The organism is Thermincola sp. GK-1 (genome assembly GCF_059412445.1).
In genome coordinates, this window is record NZ_JBSQAT010000013.1 from 1 (window position 1) to 12471 (window position 12471).

The 12471-nt window shown below is 45.9% G+C and carries 14 protein-coding genes; all 14 read left to right on the top strand.

What is annotated here, in order from left to right; genetic code table 11:
• The first annotated feature begins 174 nt into the window (after positions 1-174).
• The 14 genes from ACSNJE_RS11960 to rodA all read left to right on the top strand — a co-directional run bounded on the left by ACSNJE_RS11960 (position 175) and on the right by rodA (position 12447).
• The gene (locus ACSNJE_RS11960) at positions 175-666 is read left to right on the top strand and encodes an NADH-quinone oxidoreductase subunit NuoE family protein (protein ID WP_013121383.1); all 492 of its coding nucleotides are present in this window, start codon (positions 175-177) and stop codon (positions 664-666) included.
• 29 nt (positions 667-695) lie between these two features.
• Complete coding sequence (nuoF, locus tag ACSNJE_RS11965) at positions 696-2483, top strand: NADH-quinone oxidoreductase subunit NuoF (protein WP_495252738.1); 1788 nt, start codon at positions 696-698, stop codon at positions 2481-2483.
• A 135-nt stretch (positions 2484-2618) separates the two neighbouring features.
• The gene (locus ACSNJE_RS11970; RefSeq protein ID WP_041587809.1) at positions 2619-2972 is read left to right on the top strand and encodes a (2Fe-2S) ferredoxin domain-containing protein; all 354 of its coding nucleotides are present in this window, start codon (positions 2619-2621) and stop codon (positions 2970-2972) included.
• 293 nt (positions 2973-3265) lie between these two features.
• Positions 3266-3523, top strand: a complete 258-nt coding sequence (locus ACSNJE_RS11975) for a DUF4321 domain-containing protein (RefSeq protein ID WP_013121380.1) — start codon at positions 3266-3268, stop codon at positions 3521-3523.
• A gap of 16 nt (positions 3524-3539) precedes the next feature.
• Positions 3540-4148: a Maf family protein gene (locus ACSNJE_RS11980; protein ID WP_052218069.1), complete on the top strand. Its 609-nt coding sequence runs from the start codon at positions 3540-3542 to the stop codon at positions 4146-4148.
• 3 nt (positions 4149-4151) lie between these two features.
• Positions 4152-4847, top strand: coding sequence for a RadC family protein (gene radC / locus ACSNJE_RS11985; protein WP_013121378.1), 696 nt, complete (start codon positions 4152-4154; stop codon positions 4845-4847).
• Between the two features lie 45 nt (positions 4848-4892).
• Complete coding sequence (locus tag ACSNJE_RS11990) at positions 4893-5921, top strand: rod shape-determining protein (RefSeq protein ID WP_013121377.1); 1029 nt, start codon at positions 4893-4895, stop codon at positions 5919-5921.
• Positions 5922-5936: 15 nt separating this feature from the next.
• A complete protein-coding gene (gene mreC / locus ACSNJE_RS11995) occupies positions 5937-6797 on the top strand; it encodes a rod shape-determining protein MreC (protein WP_013121376.1) in 861 nt (286 codons plus the stop codon).
• A 2-nt stretch (positions 6798-6799) separates the two neighbouring features.
• Complete coding sequence (gene mreD, locus ACSNJE_RS12000; protein WP_461569340.1) at positions 6800-7303, top strand: rod shape-determining protein MreD; 504 nt, start codon at positions 6800-6802, stop codon at positions 7301-7303.
• Between the two features lie 29 nt (positions 7304-7332).
• Positions 7333-9363: a penicillin-binding protein 2 gene (mrdA, locus tag ACSNJE_RS12005; RefSeq protein ID WP_495252739.1), complete on the top strand. Its 2031-nt coding sequence runs from the start codon at positions 7333-7335 to the stop codon at positions 9361-9363.
• Positions 9364-9566: 203 nt separating this feature from the next.
• The gene (minC, locus tag ACSNJE_RS12010; RefSeq protein ID WP_495252766.1) at positions 9567-10052 is read left to right on the top strand and encodes a septum site-determining protein MinC; all 486 of its coding nucleotides are present in this window, start codon (positions 9567-9569) and stop codon (positions 10050-10052) included.
• Positions 10053-10078: 26 nt separating this feature from the next.
• Positions 10079-10873 (top strand): septum site-determining protein MinD, encoded by a 795-nt coding sequence (gene minD, locus ACSNJE_RS12015; protein ID WP_013121372.1) that lies wholly within the window; start codon positions 10079-10081, stop codon positions 10871-10873.
• Positions 10874-10901: 28 nt separating this feature from the next.
• A complete protein-coding gene (gene minE / locus ACSNJE_RS12020) occupies positions 10902-11189 on the top strand; it encodes a cell division topological specificity factor MinE (protein ID WP_013121371.1) in 288 nt (95 codons plus the stop codon).
• Positions 11190-11307: 118 nt separating this feature from the next.
• A complete protein-coding gene (rodA, locus tag ACSNJE_RS12025; RefSeq protein ID WP_052218065.1) occupies positions 11308-12447 on the top strand; it encodes a rod shape-determining protein RodA in 1140 nt (379 codons plus the stop codon).
• The last annotated feature ends 24 nt before the right edge of the window (positions 12448-12471 follow it).

Genomic DNA, 12471 nt, shown 5'->3' on the forward strand with positions numbered 1-12471 from the left:
GTTGGCATTAGCCAACCCTATAATAGTGAATCGTTTGTATAGTTCAAGAAAGAATCGCCGATAGGCGAATTTGTTCTGGTGCGCCCGGCAAACCTAAAGTATACAAAAACGGCGCATAAGGCAAACTACAATTAGTTTGTTATATAAATAGTTTTAATATTTAGGGGTGAAAAAATGGGGGAAAATTGTGAAGGCCAATGCCGACAAACGCAGTTTGCGGAACTTGATAAAGTTATAGAAGAGTATAGGGGAACGCCCGGGGCCCTGATTCCTGTTTTACACAAGGCCCAGGAAATATTCGGCTATCTGCCGGAGGAGGTTCAATACCGTATTTCACAAGGTTTGGGCCTGCCGCTTGCCGATGTTTACGGGGTTGTGACTTTTTACAGTCGTTTTACATTAGTTCCGAAAGGCAAGCATGATATTGGTGTCTGTCTGGGTACAGCCTGTTATGTTAAAGGAGCAGGGGAGCTGGTGGGCTGGCTTGATAAAGAGCTTGGCTTGAAACCGGGTGGAATAACCAGAGATGGCCTGTTCAGCCTGGAAACGACCAGGTGTGTTGGCGCTTGCGGTATGGCCCCCGTGGTTACTATAGGTGAGGAAGTGAAGGGGCGGCTTACCGTTGAACAATTTAGTGAAATTATCAGGGAATATCAGCAAAAATAGATGCTGGCACGTTGCAAAGGAGGTAAGCAATGACTAAGAGTTCTCATATCCTGATCTGTCACGGGACAGCCTGTGTTTCTTCGGAGAGCAGGGAGGTATACAAGGCTTTAGAAAAAGCAATAGATGAAGCGGGGCTGGCTGACCAGGTCCGGATTGTGCATACGGGGTGCTTTGGCTTTTGTGCCCGTGGGCCTATTATCTTGATTCACCCGGGGGGCGTTATGTATTGCGAAGTATCCGTGGGTGACGTAAAAGAAATAATTGAGGAACACATAAAAAAGGGAAACATTGTTGAGCGCCTGCTGTACCGGGAGCCGGAAACTAAAGAGAAAAAGACCGGTTTTGATGCCATCAACTTCTTCAGGAACCAGACCAGAGTAGTGTTACGCAACTGTGGCCAGATTAATCCCGACGATATCCACGAATACATAGCCAAAGACGGCTATAAGGCCTTGGGGAAGGCTTTAAAGGAAATGACGCCGAATCAGGTTATCGCCGAAATAAAAAAATCCGGCTTGCGAGGCCGCGGCGGAGGAGGGTTCCCGACAGGTCTTAAGTGGGAACTGACTGCCAAATCCTCCGGAGACACCAAATACGTCATATGTAATGCCGACGAAGGAGACCCGGGGGCATTCATGGACCGGAGTATTTTAGAAGGTGATCCCCATTCCGTCCTGGAAGCAATGGCTATTGCCGGTTATGCTATTGGGGCCCGCCAGGGCTTTGTTTATGTAAGAGCCGAATATGCCATTGCTGTTGAGCGGGTTTCCCATGCCATTGAGCAGGCCAGGGAACTGGGGCTGTTGGGGAAAAACCTTTTTGAGACGGATTTCGCCTTTGATATAGAGGTACGCCTGGGGGCGGGCGCATTTGTATGTGGAGAAGAAACAGCCTTAATAACCTCCATAGAAGGCAACCGGGGGGAACCCCGCCCCAGGCCGCCCTTCCCGGCCCAAAAAGGCCTTTGGGGGAACCCTACACTTATCAATAACGTGGAGACCCTGGCCAATATTCCCGCCATTATTTTAAACGGGGCCGAGTGGTTTACGCAATTTGGCACCGAGCGAAGTAGGGGAACCAAGGTGTTTGCCTTAGCCGGTAAGATTAATAACACCGGTTTAATAGAAGTTCCCATGGGGGCAACCCTGCGCCATGTCATTTATGACATCGGCGGTGGTATTCCCGACGGGAAAAACCTTAAGGCTGTCCAGACAGGAGGGCCTTCAGGCGGCTGCATTCCGGCCCATTTGCTGGATACGCCCATCGAATATGATACTTTGCTGGAACTCGGTTCCATGATGGGATCCGGGGGCATGATCGTTCTTGACGAAAGCGATTGCATGGTAGATATAGCCAAGTTTTACCTGGAGTTTACCCGTGATGAATCCTGCGGCAAATGTACGCCGTGCCGGATCGGTACAAAGAGGTTACTGGAAATCCTGGAACGCATTACAGAAGGTAAGGGGAAAGAAGATGATATTCCCCTGCTGCAGGAACTGGCTGAGGGCATCAAAGAAACGTCCCTGTGCGGATTAGGCCAGTCAGCCCCAAACCCGGTTCTCAGCACGTTACGTTATTTTAAAGACGAATATATGGCTCATGTCCGGGACAAGGTGTGCCCGGCAGGAGTTTGCAAAAAACTTTCGCGCATCAGGATAATTCCTGAAGAATGCAAAAAGTGCGGTTTATGTGCCAGGGAATGCCCCGTTGGGGCCATTAAAGGCAAGCCTCGGGAGACCCATGAGATTGACCCGGAAAAATGCACCAAGTGCGAAGCTTGTCTTAAAAAATGCCCCTTTGGGGCAATAAGGAAGTAGGCGCAAACCACCCAATTTTATTTTTCCACCTTACCCATAATAAGGCAGAGAACAATTTAAAGGTTTTTTCGTAATGATGTCGAAAGCTTTAGTAACAATTTTCAAACAATTGTCTTTTATCGGGGGGTGAATTGGGTGAATTTACAGGAATTGGAACAATTAAAGCAAACCGCTCTGGCCGAGAAACAACTCGCCCCGGATTCAGCACAACCCCGCATCACTGTGGGCATGGGCACTTGTGGCATAAAAGCGGGCGCTCGCCATGTGTTCCAAGCGTTCGGGGAGGAACTGAAGCAGGTGGGTTGTGATGCCGTATTGGTGCCTGTTGGCTGCAAAGGGGCATGTTCTTATGAGCCCCTGGTAGAGGTGAAACTGCCTGGCCTGCCAACGGTATTATATGGAAATGTGGACCCCGAAAAAGTAAAACATATAGTTCGCCAGCACTTGATGAAAAAACAGCCCGTTCATGAATGGGTACTACCTGCCTAAAGGCCTGTTCTCGATGCAGCCGGGTAGATTTCTACCTGGCTTTTTTGCGTTGAAAGATTGCTCCCTCCTCCGTGCTGACTGTCTCCTATAAAGGTACATACTTATTCGGGGTTAAAATACTAAAGAATTTGCAGTTTAGCTTGTCATTAAATGTCAAAAATGGTACACTGAAATGAGAGCCTAACCATATATCAAGAATTTTGGCATAGTTGAACCCACATAAGGGAAGATAAGAAGTGAGGGCTCTATTTTTATGTTGAAGGGTTAAACATATTTTATGTTGGAGGCTTCAGATGAAGGGCTTGAAAAGTTATCATGGTCCCTGGGCGCTGGCGCTGTTATTTGTCATCGGCGGACTTTTGGGAAGCATAGCCGGTGAATTACTGGGTGACCGGTTCCCGCAGATTATGAAATCAATTTCTGTGGGAATTAACCCGCCCACGACTATAAACCTTAGTGTTATGTCCGTTACTCTGGGTTTTACCCTCAAAATAAATATAGCCACTGTGCTTGGTTTTTTCCTGGCGTATATTATATACCGTAAATTATAGGGCAGGGATTAAGTAAATGAAAGAAATTATTTTGGCTTCTGCTTCGCCGAGGCGCAGAGAGTTATTGGATGCCGTCGGTCTTCCTTATCAAGTACAGGTCAGTGCAATTGATGAAAAAATACCTGCCGCCATGACTCCCGCTGACACGGCCATGAATTTGGCCTTGCAAAAGGCTCAAAATGTGGCCGGTAAGTTTGCTTCCGGAATTGTAATCGGCGCTGATACTATTGTTGTTTTAAACGGCCATGTTTTAGGCAAACCGAAAGATAAAACCGATGCTGTCAACATGCTGCAAGCACTGCGAGGTACAACACATCAGGTAATAACAGGGTTAGCTGTGATTGACGCCGAAGACGGCAAGACGGTGCAAGCCTTTGAGGAAACGGAAGTTTGCTTTAAAAACATATCAGATGATGATATCAATGCTTATGTTGCCACAGGAGAACCGATGGACAAAGCCGGCGCGTACGGTATTCAGGGGTTAGGAGGATTATTTGTGGCAGGTATCAGAGGTTGTTATTTTAATGTGGTAGGTCTGCCTATTCCATTATTGGCAGAAATACTCAAAGGATTTGGCGTTGATATTCTTCGTTTCAGGAAAGATAATAATAGAGAGGGCGTTTAAATTTTGGGAGTTACCGGTTACCATGTAACAATTAAAGAAATGCCTCAGGAACTAAGACCTAGGGAGAGGCTTTTAACTGAGGGGCCGGGCAGTTTATCCAATGCTGAGCTGATCGCCATCCTGTTGGGGACCGGGACCAGGACCTGCACTGCGGTTCAACTGGCGTCCCAATTGCTCAGCGCCTTTGGAGGATTGAAGGAACTGGTGGGAGCCAGCGTGGAGGAAATAAGCAGCATTAAAGGAATTGGACTGGCCAAAGCCACCCAGGTAAAAGCTGCTTTGGAACTGGCCGGCAGACTGAGCCTTTTAGCCGGGGAAAAGAAATATACTATCAGGACCCCGGAAGATGTGGCGGGCATTCTTATGGAGAAGATGAGGCATTACGACAGGGAACATTTTCTGGCCATCATGTTAAATACAAAGAACCAGGTACTAAACATTGAAACCGTTTCCATAGGGCATCTCAATGCTTCTTTGGTCCATCCGCGGGAAATTTTTAAAAGTGCTATTAAAAAAAGCGCCGCAGCGTTAATTGTCGCTCATAACCATCCCAGTGGTGACCCGCACCCCAGCAAAGAAGATATCTTAATTACCAAGAGACTGGTTGAGGTTGGTGAAATAATTGGTATAGAAGTACTTGATCATGTAATATTGGGAGATAATAATTTTACCAGCTTGAAACAAGAGGGTTTAATCTAGCGTCAAAACAAAAATCACCATAATTGAAAGGGGACCTTTAAAGAAATGTTTGGGTTGTTTTCTAAGGATATGGGCATAGATTTGGGAACTGCCAATTCATCGGTCTATATGAAGGGCAAAGGCATAGTTCTGCACGAACCTTCCGTCGTCGCTATTCAGAGGGATACGGGCCAGGTTTTGGCCGTTGGTGAAGAAGCCAAGCAGATGATTGGCCGGACGCCGGGTAATATAGTGGCCATCAGGCCTATGAAGGATGGAGTAATAGCTGACTTTGACACAACACAGAGTATGTTAAGGTACTTTATCACCAAAGCGCTGAAAAAACGCTCGTTTTTGGTGCGGCCCAGGGTGGTTGTGTGCGTTCCGTCGGGAGTTACCGCTGTGGAAGAAAGGGCTGTCCGGGAAGCTGCCCTGCAGGCGGGCGCCCGGGAAGCCTATCTTATCGAGGAGCCCATGGCAGCATCTATAGGTGCCGGGCTTCCGGTTCATGAGCCGACGGGCAATATGATTGTTGATATTGGCGGTGGAACCAGTGAAGTGGCAGTCATATCTTTGGGTGGTATCGTTACCAGCCGGTCCATACGTATCGGTGGAGATGAAATGGACGAAGCCATTATGCAGCACATCAAACGTACTTATAATTTAATGGTCGGAGAACGTACTGCGGAAGAGATCAAGATTAAAATCGGTACCGCTTACCCTTTCCCCGAAACTGAAAGCTATGAAGTGAGGGGGAGAGACCTGGTCACAGGTTTGCCCAAAACAGTAAATATTACCTCAGAGGAAGTGTATAAAGCTTTATCAGAACCGGTAAGCGCCATTCTTGAAGCAATTAAGGTGACTTTGGAAAAGACTCCGCCGGAACTGGCCGCAGATATTATGGATAAGGGAATTGTCATGGCTGGTGGAGGTTCTCTGTTAAGAGGCCTGGACAAACTGGTCAGCGAAGAGACGGGCATGCCTGTCCATGTGGCAGATGAGCCTCTCTTCTGTGTGGCTTTTGGGACAGGTAAAGTGTTGGAAAACCTTGACGTGCTCAAAAGAGTATTAATTTCGCCCAAAAAAATCAGCTAGAAAGGCGGGATCCCATTGTTCCGGTACTTGTTTAACAGGTATACAATGGGGGTCCTGGTAGTTGTTATAGGTGTATTGGTTCTTATACATTACACGTCATTCGACAGGCAGGGCCTTACCAAAGCGGAAGAGATAGTAAAAGACCTAATTTCTCCGATTCAGGCCGGGGTTATGAAGGTAACCAATAGTATATCGGAAAATATGTCGGCTCTGTTATCCTTCGGCAAAATCAAAAAGGAAAATGATGAACTGAAGAAGCAGATAGCGGAGCTGCAAAAACAGAATAACCTGCTAAAAGAGTATGAATACCAAAACCTCAGATTGAGGGAAATGCTGGACTTCAAAGATTCAATCGCCGGTAATTACCAGCTTGTAGCGGCATCCGTAATCGGCCATAACCCCAGCAACTGGTTTAAGGTCATCACTTTAAACCGGGGCAATGCGGACGGTATCAAAAAAGATATGGCGGTAGTCACTGATAAAGGATTGGTCGGAAGAATTATCAATGTGGCGGAACATTCCTCCGATGTCCTTTTAATCCTGGATAACAACAGCGCTGTAGGCGGTATTGTCCAGGTCACCAGAACGCCGGGCGTTGTAGAGGGATTATCTGATAATTCCGGCTATGTCAGGATGATTCACATTCCCAAAGATGCTCCTATCAGGGAAAACCAGGTGGTGGTGTCTTCCGGGCTGGGAGGAATATTTCCAAAGGGATTGCCTATAGGGCGGGTAGTAAGAATTCAGACTCAATCCAACGGTCTGGTAAAAGTGGCTTTGATACGTCCTTTTGTTGATTTTAACCGGCTTGAAGAAGTATTTATTATTAAGCAGATATTTGCTCCGGAAACTTCCGGCCTGGCAGAGGGGGAGTAAAGTTGCGTTACGCTTTTCTTACTTTCCTTTTTATTATCAGCTACATTATTGAATCCACCGTTTTTTCCTTTTTTCCCGTTGCCGGTGTTAAGCCGGATTTAATTTTAATTTTTGTGGTTTTCTATGCTTTGTTAAAAGGGCCCAAAGAAGGGGTTTTGGCAGGATTGATCGGTGGCTTGACAGAAGATATATTTTTCGGACACTTTATTGGGTTAAATGCCTTTCCTATGTTAGTGACCGGCTTTCTTTTCGGTCTGCTGGAAAAGAAGGTTTATAAGGAAAACTTTTTCATTCCTATTTTAACGGTTATTGCCGCCACATGGTTAAACCAAAGCCTGGTCTTTTTGCTGGGCCTTAGTATAGAAGGTTTCCCTGCTAATTATGTCGCTGTTTTCCAAAATGTTATTTTTCCCACCCTTATTTATAATTCCTGTTTATCCCCTTTTATTTACGGCAAGTTTTATAAATCTACCCAGAAGAGATTTTTCCGGCAACCTGATTATTAAAATTTGTTCAACAGGAGTGTATTATACCTATGCCAACAAAGGTAGTAAAAGTGAAATTAAAAATATTTTTAGCGTTGGTTGCGGTAATCTTTATTATCCTCATATCTCGTTTGGGGTATCTTCAGCTTATACAGACTGAACAATTCAAAACCATGTCGGAGCAGAACAGGATTAAATTTGTCTCTATCCCTGCCCCGCGGGGTGAAATCAGAACCCGGGATGGAAAAGTACTGGTGAAAGACCGGCCTGTTTATAGCGTTTCTATTGTCTACCTTGGTTTAAAGAACCAGGAGGAAGTGGTAAAAAAACTGGCCGCTATTCTAGGTATGGACCCAAAGGAAATAAATGCGGCTATAAATGACGCCAATGTCAGGAAATTCGAGCCTATAAAAATAAAAAAGGATGTTCCCCTGGACATTGTTACTAAAATCGAAGAACGCCGACAGGAACTGCCGGGCGTGGAAATAAACGTGGAACCTATGCGGCAGTACGTTTACGGTAATTTTGCTCCTCATATATTGGGGTATATTCAGGAGATCAAAAAAGAACAGTTGGAGGCCAAGAAAAACGAAGGTTACAAATTAGGTGATAGATACGGCCAGGCCGGACTGGAAAATACTTACGAAAGTGTATTGCGGGGTGTGGACGGGGACCGACAGGTAGAAGTGGACCGGAACCAGCATCCTGTTAGGGAGCTGGATATAAGGCCGCCTGTTGCCGGTAATAACCTTATCCTCAATATTGATTTTAACGTGCAAAAGGCGGCTGAGGAAGCCCTCGACAGGGTTTTGTATCAGTTGCAGACTAAGGGCACCGACAAAAAATATCCCAATGCCAGGGCCGGGGCCGTAGTGTTGCTGGACGTCAGGACCGGTAAGGTATTGGCTATGGCCAGTAAACCAGGTTTTGATCCTAATATATTTAACGGTAAAATTACTAAGGCTCAATCTGAAGCGCTTTTCAGCCCTGATAATCCTTTTCCTGCCTTTAACAACCGGGCCATGATGCCCTATGCACCGGGGTCCACCTTCAAAATGGTTACTGCAACGGCCGTTTTGGAAACGAAAAAAGCCCGGCCCAGCGATACCATTTATGACTCGGGTTCCGTATTTTTATACGGGCGTTCTTATAAATGCTGGAGACCGTCGGGTCACGGCCGGGTTGACCTGGTTAAAGCCATCCAGGTATCCTGCAACGTTTACTTCTACCAGATGGGATTGAGGGCCAAAGTGGAGAATATTGCGAAGTATGCGCTGCAGTATGGCCTGGGCCAGAAAACAGGCATTGATTTGCCCGGTGAGAAAACGGGCCGTGTACCTACCCCTGAGTGGAAGAGACAATTAAACGAAGGGCCCCTCAAGGAGAAATATGAGAAGAAATATAAAGCCATAGAAGAAAAATATGATAAGTTAATAGCCAATGCCCAGTCTGAGCGCGAAAGAAAATCTCTCGAAAGGAAGAAAGAATCAGAATTGCGCCAGAAGCGGGCCCAGTATAAGATCGACAAATACTGGCTGGTAGACTGGCGGGAATTTGAGACCGTTATCATGGCTATCGGCCAGGGTGATAACCTCTATACTCCGCTGCAGATGGCTAATTACATCGCAACTATTGCCAATGGGGGCATACGTTATAAACCATATATTGTCGATAAGATAACTGATTATCAGGGCAGGGTTGTCAAACAGAACAAGCCGGAGGTAATGCAAAAGGTTGATGTGTCTCCGCAAACTCTGGCTGTTATTCGCCGGGGTATGGCAGCGGTAACGGAACCGGGTGGTACAGCAGCGTCGGTGTTTGCCGGTTTTCCTATAAAGGTTGCCGGTAAAACAGGAACCGCCCAGACGGGCAAAGACCCAAAAACAGGCCTGGAACGTGATAACCATGGTTGGTTCGTCGGGTTTGCCCCTTATGATAATCCGCAGGTGGCAGTAGCGGCCATTGTCGAATATGGCGGGCACGGGGGGAGTTCCGCGGGATATGTGGCCCGGGATGTTTTAGCCGCATATTTTAAAGTCAATCAGCAGCAAAACAATAGCGGCCGTGATGCAGAGGAATAGAGCAATTTGTCTAAATTTTTGAGAAAAACGGGGCAAAAAGACCTCGTTTTTTTTCTATTTACTTGAAGGATTTGGCTCACGCATGTAGAACATTAATTTTTGAAATTGGCTGGTGAATATGGGAAATATTGAAACGTTAATGGGAATAAACCCAGGAGGGGATTCGGTTGCGGAAGAACAAAAGTTCCAAAGCTAAGAAATTATTGCTTCGGAAGGGAAAAAACAGTGAGCTTACCCTGGAAATGGACAGCGAGGGTGAAGGGATGACTTCCCAGAAAAATGACCATGGCCTCCAAACTAAAAATACTTTTGCAATCGCGCCTGATGGGGATGAAAATACGATCCTGATTAAGCGAACCCTGCGTTCCGGCCAATCTATTAAATTTGACGGCAATGTGGTTGTGTTGGGGGATATCAATCCGGGAGCCGAAGTAATTGCCGGAGGTAATATCATTATCATGGGTTCTCTGCGGGGCGTGGCTCATGCAGGAGCCGGCGGGGATGAAACTGCAACGGTTGCTGCCTTTAAGTTACAGCCCACCCAACTCAGAATAGCTAACCATATCACGAGGGCACCGGATGGAGACTATGGTTCTCCAGATCAGCCGGAAATAGCCAGAATCAAAGATGGTGTCGTAACGATCGAAGCATATCAAATCGGACAGGATAAACAAATGAAGATAGGTTAACATCACGAAAAGAGGAGGACAAAAGTATGGGAGAAGTTCTGGTAATTACCTCTGGAAAGGGAGGGGTTGGAAAAACAACTACCAGCGCCAATATTGGAACCGGATTGGCTGCTTTGGGATATAAAGTTGTTTTGGTTGACACTGATATTGGGTTAAGAAACCTTGATGTAGTACTTGGCCTGGAAAACAGAATTGTGTACGACATAGTTGATGTGACTCATGGAAAATGCCGTCTCAAGCAGGCTTTAATCAAAGACAAACGATTTGAGGGTTTACATCTGCTGCCTGCCGCGCAGACAAAGGACAAGACGGCAGTAACTCCGGAGCAAATGCAGGAACTTTGCGCTGAACTGAAAAAAGAATTTGATTATGTAGTCATTGACTGCCCGGCGGGTATTGAACAAGGCTTCAAAAACGCCATAGCCGGTGCGGAAAGGGCTATTGTGGTCACTACCCCGGAGGTTTCCGCCGTAAGGGACGCGGACAGAATTATCGGTTTGTTGGAAGCATCAGATTTAAGAAGCCCCAAACTTATAGTCAACCGGTTAAGACCGAAAATGGTTAAAAAAGGCGACATGATGGGAATTGAGGATATTATTGATATTTTAGCCATAGACCTGATTGGGGTTGTACCGGAAGACGAAATGATTGTGGTATCAACCAACAGGGGCGAGCCGGCAGTTTTGGACAATAATTCCAAAGCAGGACAGGCATATCGTAATATCGCCAAGCGGATAACGGGCCAGGATGTTCCGTTTATGAACCTGGAAGCTGAGGGAGGTTTTGTTGAGAAGTTAAAGAGCCTGATACGGTTCAGATAAAAACCCATTCGGGGAGGAGGAAAGGGTCTTGCTGGATTTTTTATACAGGGTATTTGGAAAAGAGTCCACGGCCAGTAAAAATGTGGCCAAAGAAAGATTGCGCCTTGTTTTGGTTCAGGATAGGGCCAGTGTATCGCCGCAGCTTTTGGAAAATTTGAAGGAAGACCTGATAGCGGTTATATCCAAATATATGGATATTGACGAAAAAGCGCTGGAAGTAAACTTCAATAACTTGGACGATCACAGTGTGGCTTTATATGCAAACATTCCCGTCTTAGGGATGAAAAGAATCAATCTGGAAGAAAAAATTGGGTAACCCCCAATTTTTTCCTTTTGGCGCCGGCTTTTAATAAGTGGACTATTTAGGCTTTTCTGTTATAATTAATGTAGGGCCGAAAGGCTATTACCAAAATAACAGAGGAGCGTTCCAGTTCATGTTTGTGGAAAAAAAACTGTTGAGAAATTTTGACTACACCCTTTTAATTACTGTTTTAATTATTATCGTTTTTGGCCTGGTTATTTTAAGCAGCGCCACACACATTACGGCCGGTAAAGGTGATGACCCCTTCGGTTATGTGAAGAAACAGCTTCTCTGGGTCATCATTGGTTTTATTTCCATTGCGATAGTGCTTAGAATCAACTATAACAGTTTAAGCAATTATGCCAGGTATCTTTATATATTAAATATTTTGCTGTTATTACTTGTGCCCGTAATGGGGAAAGAATCCCATGGGGCCAAATTATGGATTCCGATTGGTCCTTTTCTGCTGCAGCCCGGCGAATTTGCCAAACTGTTTATCATCATTACCTTTGCTAATTATCTTGATAAGAAGCAAGGGAAACTTGAACGGTTTGTGGATCTTATTCCCTGTTTTATCCATGTAGGGATTCCCATGCTGCTTATTATGGCACAGCCTGACCTGGGCACTGCCCTGGTTTTCATCGGTATTCTGTTTGGGATGCTGTTCATCGGTGGAGCGCGTCCGCTTCATTTGCTAATAGTGATATTAATTGGGGCATTATTGGTTGGTATTGTCTTATTTGGACAGCTCCAGTTAGGATGGGATAAACCACTCAAACCCTACCAACTGAAAAGGTTGACCATATTTGTTGACCCTTATCAGGACCCCAGGGAAGCCGGGTACCATGTTATTCAGTCTCAGGTGGCGCTGGGCTCCGGAGGACTTTTTGGCAAGGGCCTGTATCACGGGACGCAGAACCAATTAAATTTCCTTCCCGAGCAGCAGACAGACTTTATTTTTTCTGTTGTGGGTGAAGAGCTTGGCTTTGCAGGAGCCGCTTCATTGCTGTTATTGTTTTTTATACTGGTTTACCGGGGCGTGCTGATAGGGTATAATGCCAAAGATATGTTTGGCACTCTTATTGCTACAGGTATAGTATCCATGATTACCTTTCACCTGCTGGTCAATGTTGGTATGGCTGCAGGTATAATGCCGATAACCGGTATCCCGTTACCTCTGTTCAGTTATGGTGGCAGCGCCATGCTGACAAATCTCACGGCCATAGGGCTATTACTGAACGTTAACCTGCGCCGGGAAAAAATAATGTTTTAAGGGAAAACAAGCCCAAAAGGGCAG

Coding starts and splice junctions, on each gene's coding strand:
- ACSNJE_RS11980 (WP_052218069.1), top strand. CDS start 3,540: ATGAAAGAAATTATTTTGGCTTCTGCTTCGCCGAGGCGCAGAGAGTTA.
- minD (WP_013121372.1), top strand. CDS start 10,079: ATGGGAGAAGTTCTGGTAATTACCTCTGGAAAGGGAGGGGTTGGAAAA.
- ACSNJE_RS11975 (WP_013121380.1), top strand. CDS start 3,266: ATGAAGGGCTTGAAAAGTTATCATGGTCCCTGGGCGCTGGCGCTGTTA.
- rodA (WP_052218065.1), top strand. CDS start 11,308: ATGTTTGTGGAAAAAAAACTGTTGAGAAATTTTGACTACACCCTTTTA.
- ACSNJE_RS11990 (WP_013121377.1), top strand. CDS start 4,893: ATGTTTGGGTTGTTTTCTAAGGATATGGGCATAGATTTGGGAACTGCC.
- nuoF (WP_495252738.1), top strand. CDS start 696: ATGACTAAGAGTTCTCATATCCTGATCTGTCACGGGACAGCCTGTGTT.
- mrdA (WP_495252739.1), top strand. CDS start 7,333: ATGCCAACAAAGGTAGTAAAAGTGAAATTAAAAATATTTTTAGCGTTG.
- ACSNJE_RS11960 (WP_013121383.1), top strand. CDS start 175: ATGGGGGAAAATTGTGAAGGCCAATGCCGACAAACGCAGTTTGCGGAA.